General features: G+C 69.4%; 19 protein-coding genes and 1 pseudogene. 12 read left to right on the top strand and 8 right to left on the bottom strand.

Annotated features, from left to right (window positions below):
• A partial coding sequence (locus tag AC1HC7_RS07105) for a winged helix-turn-helix domain-containing protein (protein ID WP_479497512.1) occupies positions 1–277 on the bottom strand: 277 nt, incomplete at its 3' end.
• A gap of 269 nt (positions 278–546) precedes the next feature.
• Between AC1HC7_RS07105 and AC1HC7_RS07100 the strand changes: the two genes are divergently transcribed.
• The 3 genes from AC1HC7_RS07100 to AC1HC7_RS07090 all read left to right on the top strand — a co-directional run bounded on the left by AC1HC7_RS07100 (position 547) and on the right by AC1HC7_RS07090 (position 3,631).
• The gene (locus AC1HC7_RS07100) at positions 547–744 is read left to right on the top strand and encodes a hypothetical protein (protein ID WP_479497513.1); all 198 of its coding nucleotides are present in this window, start codon (positions 547–549) and stop codon (positions 742–744) included.
• Between the two features lie 358 nt (positions 745–1,102).
• Entirely contained in the window at positions 1,103–2,098 is a 996-nt protein-coding gene (locus AC1HC7_RS07095; protein WP_479497514.1) for a hypothetical protein, read from the top strand.
• The gene (locus tag AC1HC7_RS07090; protein WP_479497515.1) at positions 2,099–3,631 is read left to right on the top strand and encodes an FGGY-family carbohydrate kinase; all 1,533 of its coding nucleotides are present in this window, start codon (positions 2,099–2,101) and stop codon (positions 3,629–3,631) included.
• A gap of 13 nt (positions 3,632–3,644) precedes the next feature.
• Here AC1HC7_RS07090 and AC1HC7_RS07085 read toward each other — a convergent pair whose 3' ends face one another.
• Positions 3,645–4,850, bottom strand: coding sequence for an AGE family epimerase/isomerase (locus tag AC1HC7_RS07085; protein WP_479497516.1), 1,206 nt, complete (start codon positions 4,848–4,850; stop codon positions 3,645–3,647).
• Positions 4,851–5,060: 210 nt separating this feature from the next.
• On the opposite strand from AC1HC7_RS07085, the gene AC1HC7_RS07080 reads away from it, so the two are divergent.
• From AC1HC7_RS07080 to AC1HC7_RS07040, 9 genes and pseudogenes are all read left to right on the top strand, one after another.
• Entirely contained in the window at positions 5,061–6,041 is a 981-nt protein-coding gene (locus AC1HC7_RS07080; RefSeq protein WP_479497517.1) for an ABC transporter substrate-binding protein, read from the top strand.
• A 94-nt stretch (positions 6,042–6,135) separates the two neighbouring features.
• Positions 6,136–7,284, top strand: a complete 1,149-nt coding sequence (locus AC1HC7_RS07075) for an ABC transporter permease (protein ID WP_479497518.1) — start codon at positions 6,136–6,138, stop codon at positions 7,282–7,284.
• Positions 7,285–8,043, top strand: coding sequence for an ATP-binding cassette domain-containing protein (locus AC1HC7_RS07070; protein ID WP_479497519.1), 759 nt, complete (start codon positions 7,285–7,287; stop codon positions 8,041–8,043).
• A 283-nt stretch (positions 8,044–8,326) separates the two neighbouring features.
• Positions 8,327–8,590, top strand: coding sequence for a hypothetical protein (locus AC1HC7_RS07065; RefSeq protein ID WP_479498850.1), 264 nt, complete (start codon positions 8,327–8,329; stop codon positions 8,588–8,590).
• Positions 8,572–8,766, top strand: coding sequence for a hypothetical protein (locus AC1HC7_RS07060; RefSeq protein WP_479498849.1), 195 nt, complete (start codon positions 8,572–8,574; stop codon positions 8,764–8,766). The genes AC1HC7_RS07065 and AC1HC7_RS07060 overlap by 19 nt, the downstream gene beginning before the upstream one ends.
• Positions 8,763–9,047, top strand: coding sequence for a hypothetical protein (locus tag AC1HC7_RS07055; protein ID WP_479497521.1), 285 nt, complete (start codon positions 8,763–8,765; stop codon positions 9,045–9,047). Before AC1HC7_RS07060 ends, AC1HC7_RS07055 begins: the two co-directional genes overlap by 4 nt.
• A gap of 165 nt (positions 9,048–9,212) precedes the next feature.
• Positions 9,213–9,461, top strand: a pseudogene (locus AC1HC7_RS07050) (hypothetical protein); the annotation flags it as partial.
• A gap of 376 nt (positions 9,462–9,837) precedes the next feature.
• A complete protein-coding gene (locus AC1HC7_RS07045; protein WP_479497522.1) occupies positions 9,838–10,845 on the top strand; it encodes a glycosyl transferase family protein in 1,008 nt (335 codons plus the stop codon).
• 4 nt (positions 10,846–10,849) lie between these two features.
• Entirely contained in the window at positions 10,850–10,990 is a 141-nt protein-coding gene (locus AC1HC7_RS07040; protein WP_479497523.1) for a hypothetical protein, read from the top strand.
• On the opposite strand, the gene AC1HC7_RS07035 is transcribed toward AC1HC7_RS07040, so the two are convergent.
• The 6 genes from AC1HC7_RS07035 to AC1HC7_RS07010 form a co-directional block, all read right to left on the bottom strand.
• A complete protein-coding gene (locus AC1HC7_RS07035) occupies positions 10,983–11,228 on the bottom strand; it encodes a DsrE/DsrF/DrsH-like family protein (protein WP_479498851.1) in 246 nt (81 codons plus the stop codon). The two genes, AC1HC7_RS07040 and AC1HC7_RS07035, sit on opposite strands and share 8 nt — an antisense overlap.
• A 46-nt stretch (positions 11,229–11,274) precedes the next feature.
• Entirely contained in the window at positions 11,275–11,478 is a 204-nt protein-coding gene (locus AC1HC7_RS07030) for a YgaP family membrane protein (RefSeq protein ID WP_479497524.1), read from the bottom strand.
• Between the two features lie 145 nt (positions 11,479–11,623).
• Positions 11,624–12,634, bottom strand: coding sequence for an ABC transporter ATP-binding protein (locus tag AC1HC7_RS07025; RefSeq protein WP_479497525.1), 1,011 nt, complete (start codon positions 12,632–12,634; stop codon positions 11,624–11,626).
• Positions 12,631–13,620: an ABC transporter ATP-binding protein gene (locus AC1HC7_RS07020; RefSeq protein WP_479497526.1), complete on the bottom strand. Its 990-nt coding sequence runs from the start codon at positions 13,618–13,620 to the stop codon at positions 12,631–12,633. Before AC1HC7_RS07020 ends, AC1HC7_RS07025 begins: the two co-directional genes overlap by 4 nt.
• Positions 13,617–14,579 (bottom strand): ABC transporter permease, encoded by a 963-nt coding sequence (locus AC1HC7_RS07015; protein WP_479498848.1) that lies wholly within the window; start codon positions 14,577–14,579, stop codon positions 13,617–13,619. Before AC1HC7_RS07015 ends, AC1HC7_RS07020 begins: the two co-directional genes overlap by 4 nt.
• Positions 14,576–15,550: an ABC transporter permease gene (locus AC1HC7_RS07010; RefSeq protein WP_479497528.1), complete on the bottom strand. Its 975-nt coding sequence runs from the start codon at positions 15,548–15,550 to the stop codon at positions 14,576–14,578. Before AC1HC7_RS07010 ends, AC1HC7_RS07015 begins: the two co-directional genes overlap by 4 nt.
• Positions 15,551–15,632: the final 82 nt, after the last annotated feature.

The following is a 15,632-nucleotide window of genomic DNA, read 5'->3' as shown; positions in this document are numbered from 1 at the left end:
CGTCGAGGTCGAGCATGTTGGGCTCGCCGCCCGCCCGCGCCCCGCCGTCGGCGTCCGCGGGGCCGGCGCCCCGACGATAGCTGACCACCGAGCCGCGCCCGGCGTGGCGCTCGATGATGCCGTATTCGCCCGGCAGTTCCAGCGCCTGGCGCACGGTGCTGCGCGACAGCCCGAAGGTTTCGCCCAACGCCCGTTCGGCGGGCAGGCGGGCGCCGCAGCGATAGACGCCCTCGATCACGGCGCGAAACAGCGCGGGGCCCATTCGTTTCTCAGGCATTGAACATCTACGCTCCATTCTCAACCATTTCATGGCATTTGATGCGCTTCCGGATGATTTGCTGCGATATTTCTTGTTTTGGTCGGCTTTGGCGGAATTTGCGTTGCTATCGGCGCCTGAATGCACTTTCCGGCCTGAAATTGGCCGCGATGAAGCAAGGGCGGGTTCCTGATGGTCACCCAATCCACGCAGGCGGTGGAGGTGCTGCGCGCGCCGCGCGCCCGGGGGGGCGCCGTCCGCGCCGCGCGATCCCCGCGCCAGACGGCCCCGTGCCCCGCGACCTGCATCTGAAAGGCGCGGTGCTGCGGCGGCTGGCGCGGGCCGGGGCGCGCGGGCTCTGGGATCACGAGATCATGCGCGACGCGCTCGACGAGGGCAGCCATTTCGGCGCCGGCAAGATCCTCAAGCGGTTCCGGCTCAGCCCCTTCGGCGCCGCGCGCATGGCCGCCGCCGGGCTTGACGGCTGACCGGACAGCACGGGAAGGGAAACCCCATGTCGGAGGTCCGGGCCTTTGAGGGCGCGCATCTGCTGGCCATCGCCATGATCGTGGCGCCGGGCCGCGTCTGCCTGTGCATGGCGCGGATCTGGGGGCGGCGGCTGTAGCGCCGCCGCGCCTTTTCCGTTTCGCAGCGGTTTCGTCCCTCGCCCCGATCGCGCCGCTTGCGCGACGCCGCGCGTCGCGGTCATACTGCGCGCGCTGCGCCAGAAAGCCGCGCGCGTCCTGCCACGAGGGGTTGAATCCACGGCGTTTCAACTCTGGCGGGGCCGCTGACCGAAAGCGCCTCGACATGCCTTGCCCATCGGAATTTCAGGAACCCATCGACATGAAAAGACTGGACGTCAAGCTGTCCCGCATCCTGTCCGGCGCCTACACGCCCGCGGATTTCATCATCGCCGACGCCAAGGACGCGGATGTGGGCTTCGCCACCCTCGGCCCCGGCCCGGCGCCGGGCCCCGACGGCCAGCCCTCGGGGCGCCTGAAGACGCTTCAGGACTACCACGCCCAGATCCGCGCGGTGGTGAACGGCGATCTGGTCGACGTCATGCTGCTGTCGCTGAGCAGCTTTGACCGTCTGAACCTGGAGGGGCTGTTCACCGGGTCCAAGATCACCCCGGCGGTCCGCTACAACGATTCCACCGACATCTGGAACAACCGCCACGCCGAATACCTGCAAAAGCCCTCGCGGCCGTTTCGCAGCGTCAATCTCGGGCGGGCCAAGGAATGCGGCGCCCGGCTCGGGCTGTATTCCATGACCTTCGTCAACGATCTCGACTGCGATCTGGCGACGCTGGAGGCCTATTGGGACTTCCGCCAGGAGGCCGGCGCCCATGGGCTCGACCACTTTCTCGAAGTGTTCAACCCCAATGTCGAGACCGGGTTTTCCCAGCGCGAGCTTGGCGAATTCGTCAATGACGCCATCCTGCGCGCGCTCGCCGGGCTGGCGGGGGGCGAACGCCCGCGCTTCCTGAAAATCGTCTACAACGGCGCCCGGGCGCTGGAGGAACTGGCGAATTACGACGACCACATCGTCGTCGGCGTGCTCGGCGGCGCCAGCGGCACCACGGCGGACACGTTCAACCTGCTGCACCTGGCGGAAAAGCACGGGGCGCGGGTGGCGCTGTTCGGGCGCAAGATCAATCTGGCGGACTCCCCGATCGACATGCTGACGCTGATGCGTCAGGTGGTCGAGGGCGTGCTGGCGCCCGACGAGGCGGTGCGGGTCTATCACGACGCGCTGTCCGCGAAGGGCATCGCGCCCAAGCGCGCGCTCGAGGCCGACCGGGAAATCACCGATCCGGTCCTCGCCGCCGACCTCTAGATGGCCGCGCGGCCCGGCCAGGGCGTCCTTGTCGCCGGCATCGACGCGGGCACCACGCGCATCCGCACGCTGGTGTTCGCGCTCGACGGCGCGCTGGCGGCGCAGGGCGCGGCGCCGACGCCGATCGAAACCCGGACCGGGCGCGCCGATTTCGACCCGGCGGCGCTGTGGGCGGCGACGCGGGCCTCGATTCGCCAGGCGACGGGCCAGATCGACGACCCCGCGCGCATCCGCGCCGTCGCCGTCGCCAGCGTCGGCGAAAGCGGCGTGGCGCTGGACGCGGGGCTGTCGCCGCTGGCCCGGGCGCTGGCCTGGTATGACCAGAGCCCGCAGCCCCAGTCCGACGCGCTGGCGGCGCGCATCGACGTGAAGGGCCTGCACATGACCTGCGGCCTGCGGCTGTCGGCGCTGGCCGGGCTGAGCAAGATGCTGTGGCTGCGGGATCAGGACCCGGGCGCCTTCGCGCAGACCCGCCACTGGCTGAACGTCGCCGATTACATCGCCTTCCGGCTGTCGGGCGAGATCGCCACGGATTTCAGCCTCGCCGGGCGCATGGCCTGCCTGGACCTGGCGGCGGGGGGCTGGAACGACGCGCTGCTGGCGGATATCGGCATCAACCCGGCCATGCTGCCGCCGCTTCGCGACAACGGCGCGCCGCTGGGGACCATCGGCGCCGACAGGGCCGCGGAAACCGGGTTGCCCGCCGATTGCCTGGTCGCGGCGGGCGGCCATGACCATATCGTCGGGGCGCTGGCCTCGGGGGTGTTCGGCGCCGGCGCGCTGCTGGATTCGCTGGGCACCGCCGAGGCGCTGCTGCTGCCCATGCCCGAAGCCCCCCGCGATCCGCGCATCGTGGAATGGGAACTGGTGGCGAGCCGGCTGCGGATCAACGGACGGGCGCTCGACTACGTGTGCGGCGATCTCGCCACCGCCAGCGCCTCGATCGAATGGTTTCGCGGGCTGGTGGGCGAGACCCGCGGCTACGACGCGACCATGCGCGCCGCCGCGGCCGTGGCGCCGGGGGCCGAGGGGGTGGTGTTCCTGCCGCATCTGCGGGTGGGTTCGCCGCCGGACCGCCGCCCCGGGCCCGCCGGCGCCTTCCTGCACCTGTCCGCCGACAGCGGGCGCGCGGCGCTGTATCGCGCGGTGCTCGAAGGGCTGGCCTTCGACGCGCGCAACATCCGCGATCACCTGCTGCTGCTGCTGCCCCGGGCCGCCCGCGCCGCGGCGCTGAAACGCCCGATCACCGTCATCGGCGGCGGCGCGCGCAACGCGCTGCTGCTCGACATCAAGGCTGCGGCCTTCGACGCGCCCCTCGCCGTGCTGCAAAGCGACGAGGCCGTGAGCCTCGGCGCCGCCATGCTCGCCGCGCTCGGCGCCGGGCTGTTCGACGATCTCGACGCGGCCGTCGCGGCGATGCGCGGCCCGGCGCCGATCCGCCGCCCCGACCCCGGGCTGAGCGCCTGCTATGCGCGGCTGTTTCGCGACCGCTACCTGCCCGCGGCGGCGGCGATGCGCGGGCTCGGGCGCTGATCCCGCCGGCGGATCACCCGGGATCCGCCCCATGCTTCAGCGCCTGCAAGATTTCGAAACAGGCGCCGAGCCCGTGGTAATCGGTCTTGCCCACCGGGCTTTTCAGTTCCGGGATGCGCCTGTTGCCGGCGTCCAGCATGCGAAACCACGCGCCGTGGCGATGATCGACGAAATGCCGGTCCACGAATCGCCACATGCGGTCATGCCAGTCCCAGCAGCGCGGCGCGCCGGCGCCCAGCGCCAGCAGCGCCGCCGCCGCCAGGGTTTCCGCATGGGTCCAGAAATAGCGGGTGTCGTCGAGCCGCCGGCCGTCGGGCCAGATGGTGTAGCGCATGCCGCCGCGCGCCTCGTCCCAAGAAATCTCCATCGCCGCGTCGAACAGAAAGCGCGCCCGCTCGATCATCCACGGCGCCGGCCGATAGCGGTGCAGCAGCATCAGCAGCTTGGCCCATTCGGTGAAATGGCCGAGCACATAGCCATGGGTGCGGAACAGGTTGTGGGGATCGTCGCGATTGTAATCCCAGTCATGGGTCCAGTCCGGGCGGTAATGTTCCCAGACGAACCCCTTGCGGTCCGGGACCGCGTCGGCGAGGTCGACGCAGACGCGCCGCGCCAGCGTGACGGCGCGATCCAGAAACCGCGCCTCGCCGCTGGCCTCGAAGGCGGCGATCATCGCCTCGCACATGTGCATGTTGGCGTTCTGGCCGCGATAGGGCGACACCGCCGACCAGTCCCCGGCGGCGATCTCGTCGGCGTAGAGATCATGGTCCGGCAGGAAGAACCGCCGCTCCAGCAGATCCCAGATCTGATCGAGCCGCGCGCGCGCGCCGGCGATCCCCGCCTTGGCCGCCATGGCCCAGGCCAGCAGCGCGAAGGCGTGGCCGTAGCAGTGGCGGGCGCCGTCGACGACCTCGCGCCCCGACAGGATCCAGGCGTAGCCGCCATCGGCCTGCAGATGCGCCGAGTCGAGAAAATCCAGCCCGTGGCGCGCCTTGTCCAGATCGCCGGGGTCGCCCAGGGTGATGTATGCGGCGGCGAAACCGTAGACGAAGCGGCAGGAGCCCACCAGATGCCGCACCTTGCGATCGCCGATGCGCCCGTCATCGTGGTATTCCTGAAAATACCCGCCGAATTCGCGATCCACCGCCCGGGGGCGGTAGAAATCGATGATGCTTTTGACATGGGCCTTCAGAAAGGCCTCGGAGCGGAAGTCCTGCACGTGCGCCAACCAGTTTTCGCGCGCCCCGCCGGGGGGAGAGCGCCGTGAACCCCTGCCCGCGCCGCCCCCGGCTTGGCGCGAAAGACAACCCGACAGTGCTTATATACAATTCCCGGATGCATGATACGGTGCCCTGCGACGGCCTCATATGCTTCGCCCAGAAAAGCAACGCCGTCCAGACGCCAGACCAATCGCAGGGAGAACATGGGAATGAGAATCTTATCCAGAATCGCCGCCGCCGCCATGGCCGCATCGCTGATGACCGGCGCCGCCGCGGCGCAGGACGGCAAGATCACCATCGGGTTCCTGCCCGGCGTGGTCGATCCGTTCTATCAGGTGATGGAACTGGGCGTGAAGGCCGCGGTCGCCGATCTCGGGATCAACCTGGTGATGCAGGTGCCCCCGACCTGGGGCGTCGAGGTGCAGACCCCGATCCTCGACGCCATGGTGGCGCGCGGCGACATCGACTATCTGGTGATCGCGCCCACCGACAAGGATCAGATGGTCGGCCCCCTGCAATCGGCGCTGGAGGCGGGCATCAAGGTGATCACCGTCGACACCTTCCTGGGCGACGGCGACTACGTGAACGGCCCGGTGACGTTTCCGCTCAGCTATATCGGGTCGGACAATGTGGAGGGCGGTCGGATCTCGGCGCGCGGTCTGGCCAAGGCGATCGGCGGCAAGGGCAATGTCTACATCAATTCGACCAACCCGAATGTCAGCTCGGTCGAGGGCCGCGCCATCGGCTTCAACGAGGTCATGGACAAGGAATTTCCCGACATCAACGTGGTGGGCATCGATTTCAACCTCGACGACATGAACACCGCCGTGCAGCAGACCGCCGCGACCCTTGAACGCGTGCCCGATCTGGTGGGCGTGTTCGGCACCAACGTGTTCAGCGCCCAGGGCGCCGGCACCGCAGTGGTCAACGCCGGTCTCGGCGGCGCCGTCAACGTGGTCGCCTACGACGCCACGCAATTCGCCATCGAGCAGCTGCGCGAAGGCGTGGTCAGCCTGGTGCTGGCGCAGAAACCCTTCGACATGGGCTACATGGCGGTGCAGTTCGCCGCCGCCGACGCCGCCGGCGTCACCAGCCTGCCGCGGCGGGTGGAGACCGGGTTCGCCATCATCAGCATCGACAATGTCGACGACCCCGAAGCGGCGCGCTTCATCTACCAGACGCCCAAATAGGCTTTTCGGAGCCCGTTTCGCGACCGTCGCCGGGGCGCCTTCGCGGGCGCGCCGGCCTCCCCTCCGCGACCGATCGAAAACACAGGACATCGCGATGGCGCAGCAACCGCCTGCGGGCGAGGCCGGGACCGGCTTCGCGCCCGCCAGGACCAAATCGGCCGGCGAGCAGTTGCTGCTCAGTCTCATCCAGGTCTGGGCATGGGTGTTTCTGGCGGCGCTGATCCTGGTCTTCGTGATCTCGGTGCCGCTGGTCTCGGGCAGCGCGGTCAGCTTCATGACCCTGCGCAATTCCCAGAACATCCTGGTCGCCATCACCCCGGTGCTGCTGCTGGGGCTGGGGCAGACCTTCGTCATCATCAGCGGCGGCATCGACCTGTCGGTGGGCTGGGTGATGAGCCTCGCCTCGGTGCTGTCGGCGCTGGCCCTGCGCGAGGTCTACAACCTGGGCCTGCCGCTGCCGGCGGCGGTGCTCGCCGGGCTTGGCGTCGCGGTGGCGGGAGGCGCCATGGTGGGGCTGATCAACGGCGTCATCATCGCGCGGCTCAAGGTGCCGCCCTTCATCGTCACGCTGGGCACGTCCTTCATCGTGCGCGGCGTGGCGCTGCTGATGTCCGAGAACACCACCGTCATCGGCCTGCCGCGCGGGGTGCGCGACTACGGCAACGAGGCGCTGATGTACTATATCCGCGGCGAGGGCGGCGGCCTGCATTTCTTCACCCGCCCCGAGGTCGCCGGCGCCATGCTGCGGCGCATGGATCGCATTTTCACCTATCCGGTGCTGCTGACCGCGATCATCGTGGCGGTCGCGATCTACGCGCTCAGGCGCACGAAATTCGGGCGCTACACCTACGCCATCGGCGGCAATCGCGAAGCCGCGATCCGCGCCGGCGTGCCGGTCGAACGCCACGTCATCCGGCTTTACATGCTGTCCGCCGCCACCGCCGGGGTCGCGGGGTTCCTGTCCATGCTGCGCTTCACCGCCGGGTCGGCGGTGATCGGCGACCCGCTGCTGCTGTCCTCGATCGCCGCGGTGATCATCGGCGGGGTCAGCCTGTTCGGGGGGTCGGGGTCCGTGGTGGGCACGGTGATCGGCTCGCTGATCATCGCGGTGCTGACCACCGGGCTGGTGATGCTCAACGTGCAGCCGTTCTGGCAGTTCATCGTGGTCGGCGCGGTGGTGATCCTGGCGGTGCTCATCGACCAGTCCCGCGACATGATCCGCCACAAGATCGAGAGCAGATAGATGTCAGCGCAACCGGTGCTTTCGATCGAGGGCCTCAGCAAGCGCTTCGGCGGGCTGGTGGCGGTGGACGAGGTCAGCCTCGACGTGTTCCCCGGCGAGGTGGTGGCGCTGCTCGGCGACAACGGGGCGGGGAAATCGACGCTGATCAAATGCGTCTCCGGCGTGCACGAACCCAATGCCGGGCGCATCCTGTTCAACGGCGAGGAGGTGCGCTTCACCCGGCCCATCGAGGCGCGCGAACGCGGCATCGAGACCATCTACCAGGACCTGGCGCTGGCCAACAACCTGGACGTGGCGGGCAACATCTTTCTCGGGCGCGAAAAGGAAAAATCGGTGCTGGGCGGGCTGCTGCGCCCGCTCGACGAACGCTACATGCACGACCAGTCGGCCGAGGCGCTGCGCTCGCTCGATGTCGAGATCCCGTCGATGAAGGCCCCGATCGAGACCCTGTCGGGCGGCCAGCGCCAGGCCGTCGCCATCGCCCGCGCGGTCTACTGGGACGCGCGGCTGATGATCATGGACGAACCGACCAACAATCTCGGCGTGCCCGAACAGCGCAAGGTGCTGGAGCTGATCCGCAAGCTGCGCGAACGCGGGGCGCCGGTGATCCTGATCAGCCACACCCTGCCCGAGGTGTTTTCGGTGGCCGACCGGCTGGTGGTCATGCATCGCGGCCGCAAGGTGATGGAAAAGCGCGTCGAGGACACCGATTCCGAGGACGTGGTGCAATACATGGTCGGCGCGCTCGACGATTTCTGATCGTTGCGATTGCATGCGACGGACGGGGGGTCGGGGCTTGTCGGCGACGCCCTCGGCCCCGTCGCGAAGATCCGCGCCCAGCGCCGCTGCGCTCGCCGCGTCTCGGCGATTGCGACGCGCCCAGGTTCTACGCGAATCGCCGCAGACCCGCGGACTGACCCCCGGCGACCCGCAGGGGATCGCACCCACGAGGACGAAGACGGCGAGATCACCAATTTCTCGGACTGCAGCAGGGAACCGGCCGACGTCATCGCCGCCGCCGAAGAAGTCGAGCGGAACGAGGATGGCCGATCCGAAACCCCACCCCGCGCATTCCGGCCATGCCGAGGCGCTGGGCTTTCCCGGCGAGCCGGCGAAAAAGAGCCGCGCCTTTCAGGCCTATCTCGACACCTGCGTGACATGCGGCGCCTGCACCGACAAATGCCGTTGCTTCCTCGGCGCCGGCGATCCCAGGAACATGCCGGTGGCGCGCCCGGATCCGCTGCGCAGCGTCGCCGCACTTTCGTCGGCAGGCATTTTCCGTGACTGGTGGGGGCGCGCGACCTGACCGAGGAGGGTCTCGACGAGTGCTGCAACCACTGCCGCCAATGTTCGCAATGGCGCCGCTGTTCGGTGTCCCGCCCCTATGGCATCGACACGGCGGAAACCTCCATGGCGGCGCGCGAGGTCCTCGACACCGTGGGCAAGGGCCCGAATACTGCAACGAGATCATCGGCAAGGTGAAGATCGTCGGCAACAATCCGGGGCTGCGGGAAAAGCCCCTGCGCGCCATGCTCGAAGGGCTGGAGGAGGACATCGAGGACGAGACCGGGGTCACGCGTCTGGCGGCGATCCGCGCCATCTGCAAGACCCGGTTCGCCAGGATCATGGCGAATTTCGGATACGACATGGACTCGATCCTGTCGGTCCGTCAGCTTGTCTCCAACGCCATCATCCTCGACGGGCAGGAGACCGACGACGACGAAATCGGGGCCGCGGCGCCCGCAGCGGAAGCGAATCCATGACCCACATCTCCCCGAACCGCGCCCCCACGTTTCGGCGCTTCGCCGAAGGCGAGACCCCCGCCGGCCGGGATCTGGGGGAAACGATCTTTCAGGGCGGTCATTCCTGCAAATGCGCGACCTGCGTGCACAAGACCCCGCCCTGTCAGGGCTCGCGCCCCTCGGGGCATGAAATCCGCGGCTGGCTGGCGATCGCGCGCGGCATGCTCGACTGTTTCACCTGCCGCAAATCGATGCCCGACGCGGATGTTCAGGACCGGCTGCCGAAGGGCGACAAGGCCGCGCTGCGGTGGAAGGGCGACGGGCATGGCCACCGGGCGCGAGGCCTCGCCGCCGATGATGTGCCGGCATTGCGCCGACCCGCCCTGCGTCGATGTCCGCCCCACCGGCGCGCCCGTCATCCGCCCCGACGGCATCGTGCCGGCGGACAAGCATGGCGGCATCGGCCGCCGCCGCTGCATGATGGCCTGCCCCGACACGGCGCGCGCCTTCATCCACCAAACCATCCCCGACGAGAACCGGACATCCTGGGCCCCGCGCGGCAAGGGCGCCGTGGAAAGCCGCACGCTCTGCGTCCCTTGTCGTCACCGTCGCCTGCCGCCTTGGCGGGCGGCCTTTCGGCCCGCTGCCGATCGCCCGGCCGAGCCGCCGCCGGGGCGTTCGCGGCGCCGCCGGCGATCGCCATGCCGGGCGTCAAGACCCTGCGCATCCTGCCCGCCAACCTGTCGGACGCCAATGTCGCCGCGCTCGCGACGGGCAAAGCCGAATGACGCCAACCCAATCAGGAGCCGCCATGCAACAGCCCCATCCTTTCGCCAGATACGTCGCCATCCTGGCGCGCGGCAAGACCAAGACCCGCGCCCTGACGCTGGACGAGGCCCGGGAGTCAATGGGCATGATCCTGCGCGGCGAGGCCGAACCCGAACAGATCGGCGCCTTCCTCATGCTGCTGCGCCTGAAGGAGGAAGCCCCCGAGGAGATCGCCGGCTTCACGCTCGCCGCCCGCGAAGGCTTCGACCTGCCCGCCGACATGCCGGCGGTGGATCTGGATTGGTCCTCCTACGCCGGCAAGCGCATCCAGCTGCCCTGGTTCCTGCTGTCGGCGCTGGCGCTGGCGGGCGCCGGGCGCAGGGTGTTCATGCACGGGACCGGCGGACACACTCCGGGGCGGGTCTACACCCGCGAGACCCTGCAGCGCCTCGGCCTGCCGATCGCCGACAGCCTGACCCAGGCCGCCCATCACCTCGCCGGGCGAAATTTCGCCTACACGCCGCTGCAGGTGCTGAGCCCCATGCTGCGCCACCTGATCGAACTGCGCCCGCTGCTGGGGCTGCGTTCGCCCGTGCACAGCTTTTCGCGCATGCTCAACCCGTTCAACGCGCCGGTGATGCTGCAGGGCATCTTCCATCGCGGCTTCATGGACATCCACGCCGGCGCGGCGATGCTGCTCGACCAGCCGCACATGGCGGTGTTTCGCGGCGAGGGCGGCGAGATCGAGCGCCGCCCCAACAAGCCGACGGCGGTGCTGAGCACCCACGGCGCGGATGAATCCACCACCGAAACCTGGCCCGCCCTGCTCCCCGATCCGCATCAGGCCGCGGATCTGGACATGGATGTGGCCTCGCTGATCGGGTTCTGGCGCGGCGATCGCGACGACGCCTACGCCGCGGCCTCGGTCACCGGCACGCTGGCCATCGCGCTGAAGGCCATGGGCAAGGCCGCGGACATCCCGGACGCGCAGGCGCAGGCCGAACGGCTCTGGGCCGCGCGCGACCGGGATTTCCTGCCGCTGAAGGCCTGACGCCATGACCGCCTTCATGATTTCCGCCGCCCATGAATCCTCGGGCAAGACGGTGGTCTCCACCGGGCTGGCGGCGGCGCTCAGGGGGCCGGGCGGGCGGCGCCGGCGCCGGGCCCGTCCCCGGGCGTCTTTCCGGTTCAGATGAACAGGTTGACGGCGAATTTCGACGCGGCGCCCATATGGGTCGCGGCGCCGCCGATCTCGACGCCCACGATCATGTCGCCGGGCGAATGCTCGAACAGGACCGGCGTCATCTGGCAGGCGATCATGCGCGCCTCGCAATCCATCGTCGCCTCGCGCAGATCCTCGATCGAGGTGACGCCCTTCTTGTTCATCAGGTTCTTCATCATCGTCGAGGCGCTGCTGGAAAAGCTCTGCGAGATCTGCAGCGCGCCGGAAAGCCGACCCGCCCCGATCCGGCGCCCGGCGTCAATGCGCGCCGATCGCCTTCAGAATCCGGGTCAGCGGGCAGAAACCCGACAGGCCGGACTGGAACAGGTTGGCGCCCACGAACACCGTGAACCACAGCCAGCCGAATTGCGACAGGTCGATCTGACCGCTGAAATGGGCCAGCGCCAGGCTGACGAGGACGAAGGCGCCGGCGATGCTCATGGTTGCGCGTTGGGCGTTCATTGGGGTTCTCCTGTCTGGCCCGCTCCGGTGGGGCGGCGGGCGGCGTTTCCTGCCTGCATTTATACATTCAGTTTTTATAATGTAAGCTTGGCGATGAAAAAAAACCCGCCGCCGCGGCAGCGCGCCCCCCACCTCCGCGCCGCGCCTATGCCTCCGCCCGCGCCGCGAATCGCGCGGCGGCCACGTGGCAGGCGACGCGCCGCCCGGGCGCGATGGCGTCCAGCGGCGGCGCAACGCGGCGGCAGCGGTCTTCGGCCAGCGGACAGCGCGGGGCGAAATGGCAGCCCGGCGGCGGCGCCAGCGGCGAGGGGATCTCGCCCGCGATCGGCGTGAAGCCGGCGCGCGCCCCGTCCAGCGCCAGCTTCGGCACGCTGGCCAGCAGCGCCTGGGCATAGGGATGCGCCGGGGTTTCGAACACCTCTTGGGCGCCGCCCTGTTCGACGATGCGCCCCAGATACATCACCGCCATGGCGTCGCTGACATGGCGCACCACCGACAGGTCATGGCTGATGAACAGGCAGGTCAGCCCCAGATCGCGACGCAGATCCAGGAACAGATTGATGATCTGCGCCTGGATCGACACGTCGAGCGAGGCCACCGGTTCGTCGCAGATCAGCAGGTCGGGCTCCATGGCCAGGGCCCGGGCGATGGCGATGCGCTGGCGCTGGCCGCCGGAAAACTGGTGCGGATAGCGCCCGGCGGCCTGGGCGTCGAGCCCGACCCGCGCGAACCACGCCGCCACATGGGCGCGGGCCTTGGCGCGGGTCGTCAGCCCGTGGGCGATGGGCCCCTCGGCCACCGCGTCGCCGACCTTCATGCGCGGGTCCAGCGAGGCGAAGGGGTCCTGAAACACCGTCTGCACCCGCGTCGTGATCTTGACCCCGTCCCGCATCACCGGCTGGCCGTCGAGCAGCACCCGCCCGGCGCCGGGCGCCAGGATCCCCGCCGCCACCCGCCCCAGCGTGGATTTCCCGCAGCCGGATTCGCCCACCAGCCCCAGGGTCTCGCCCCGCGCCACGCTGATCGACACGTTGCTGACCGCCTGCACCGATCTGGTCTCCACCGCCGCGCCGAGCTTCGCCGCGATGCGCTCGCCCATGGACAGGTTGGGGCCGAAATCGCGGCTGACGCCCTCGATGCTGAGAAACGCGTTCATGACGCCGCCGCCCCGGCGCGCACCGGGCGCACGCAGCGCCAGGCGCGGGGGCCGTCGGGGGCGACGTCGCGCGTGACGCCGGGGGCCTCGTCGCAATCCGGGCCGGCGCGATCGCAGCGCGGCGCGAACGGGCAGCCCGGCGGCAGCGACAGCAGGGCGGGCGGCGCGCCGGGTATCTGGCGCAGCCGCGCCCCGGCATGGGCGGCGGCGGGCAGCGAGGCGATCAGCCCCTGCGTATAGGGATGGCGCGGATCGCGCAGCACCGCGCCGGTGGGGCCTTCCTCGACCACCCGACCCGCATACATCACCAGCAGCCGGGTCGCCAGATTGGACACCACCGCCAGATCATGGCTGATCCAGATCAGCGCCACCCCGAAATCCCGCGCCAGATCGCCCATCAGCTTCAGGATCTGCGCCTGGATCGACACGTCGAGCGCCGTGGTGGGTTCGTCGGCGACGATCACCCCGGGCCTGTGCAGCAACGCGATGGCGATGGCCACGCGCTGGCGCATGCCGCCGGAAAACTCGTGCGGATAGGCGGCCAGCCGCGCCCTGGCCGACGGAATCCCCACCCGGGTCAGCATTTCGGCGCAGCGCGCCGCGGCGGCCCTGCCCGAGATCCGCTCATGGGCCTCGATCGCCAGCCGCATCTGTCGGCCGATGGTCAGCATGGGGTTCAGCGTGGCGATCGGGTCCTGAAAGATCATGGCGATCTCGCGCCCGCGGCGCTTGCGCAGCTCCGCTTCCGCCAGCCCCACCAGGTCCTGCCCGTTGAGCCGGATCGACCCGGCGACCACCCGCCCCGGAGGGTCCACCAGCCCCAGCAGCGAAAACCCGGTCACGGTCTTGCCCGACCCGCTTTCGCCCACCAGCCCGACGATTTCGCCCCGCGCCAGCGAAAACGACACCCCGTCCACCGCCTTCACCAGCCCGGCCCGGGTCGGGAAATGGGTTTTCAGATCGGTCACCTGCAGGACATCGGTCATCGCCGCAGCCTCGGGTTGACCTGGTCGCGGATCTGATCGCCGACGATGTTGATGGCGACGATCAGGATGATCAGCGCCACGCCGGGATAGACCGAAATCCAGTAGCGTCCGCTCATCATGTAGGGAAACCCGTTGGCGATCAGCATCCCCAGCGACGGCTCGGTCACCGGCAGGCCGAGGCCGAGAAAGCTCAGCGTCGCCTCCAGGCTGATGGCGTTGGCGATCTGCACCGTGGCCACCACGATCAGCGGCGGCATGCAGTTGGGCAGCAGGTGGCGCAGCACCACCCGCGGCCCGCTCAGGGGCGTGGCCAGCGCCGCCTCGATGTAGTCCTTGCGCCGCTCCGCCGTGGCGGCGCCATAGGCGGTGCGGGCGAAATAGGCGTATTGCGCGGCCACCAGCGCGGCGATCAGCGGCCCCTTGCCCTGCCCCAGCAAGGCCACCAGCACCAGCGCCAGCAGGATCGCCGGAAAGGACAATTGCAGATCGACGATGCGCATGATCAGCGATTCCAGCCACCCGCCCAGATACGCGGCGAGAATGCCCAGCGTCGCCCCGATGCTCAGCGCCACCACCCCCGCCGCCAGCCCGATCTGGATCGAGATCCGCAGCCCGAAGAAGATCGCCGACAGCAGGTCGCGCCCCTGCGGGTCGGTGCCGAGCGCATGCAGGTAGCCGCCGGTCCCCACATAGCCCGGCGGCCGGCGCGCGTCGCGCAGCGACAGCGAGGCGAGGTCATAGGGGTCCTGCGGCGAGACCAGCGGCGCGAAGATCGCCAGCGCCGCCATGACCAGCACCACCAGCAGGGCCGCCACCGCGACGCGGTTCTCGCGGAATTCGGCCCAGAACCGGCTCAACGGCGTGCCGGGGGGCGTGCCGGGGGGCGTGCCGGGGGGCGTGCCGGGGGGCGTGCCGGGCGCAGACCTGCGGGCGGCATGCGCCTTGTCCCCGGCGTTCACGACGCGGTCCTCGCGCGGATCCGCGGGTCGATCAGCGCGAACGCCAGATCGACGGTGAAATTGATGCTGACGAACAGCAGCGCGATCAGGATCAGATAGGCGACCATCACCGGGCGGTCGAGCACGGCGATGGAATCGATGATCAGCTTGCCCACCCCGGGCCACGAAAAGATCGTCTCGGTGACCACCGCGAAGGCCAGGGTCGAACCGAGCTCGAGCCCGAACACCGTGATGATCGGGATCGAGATCAGCTTCAGCAGGTGGCGGCGCAGGATCACGCTTTCGCGGATCCCGGCGGCGCGGGCGAACTTGATGGTGTCGCTCAGCATGGTTTCCCGCGTGCCGGCGCGCGCCAGCCGGATCATCATCGCCAGCTTGAAGATCGCGAGGTTGACGGCGGGCAGCACGATATGCGCCAGCCCGTTGCCGGTGAGAAAGCTCCACCTGACCCCGAACAGCGTCACCGTGTCCCCGCGCCCGCCCGCCGGCAGCCAGCCCAGCGACACCGCGAAGGTCATGATCAGGATCAGCCCGACCCAGAACGAGGGCACCGAGAACCCCAGCACCGACACCGCCATGATGGTCCTCGAAATCCAGCTGTCGGGGCGGTAGCCGGCATAGACCCCGAGGCCGACCCCCAGCACGGCGGCCGAGATCACCGAGATCAGCACCAGTTCCAGCGTCGCGGGCAGCCGCCCGCCGATCAGCTCCAGCACCGGGATGTTGTAGACGAAGGAGCGCCCGAAATCGCCCTGCAGCAGGTTGCCGGCAAAGATCCAGTACTGTTCCCACAGGGGCCGGTCGAGCCCGAGCCGGCGGATCGCCTCGGCGCGGATGTCCTCGGTGGCGTCGGGGGGGATGACGATGTCCACCGGGTTGCCGATGGCGTAGACGCCCACGAACACGATCACCGACATCACCGCCATGACCAGCGCGGCCTGCAGGAAGCGTTGGATGACGAAGCCCAGCATTGCGCCCCCCCGATGGGCCTGCGTTCAGCGGATCGGGCGGCCGGCGCCCCCCGATACCCGGTTGAAGCCGGGCGGCCGGCGG

The organism is Oceanicella sp. (assembly GCF_056449545.1).
Note: the sequence above shows the minus strand (reverse complement) of the source record. Positions and strands in the feature narration are given on the sequence as shown.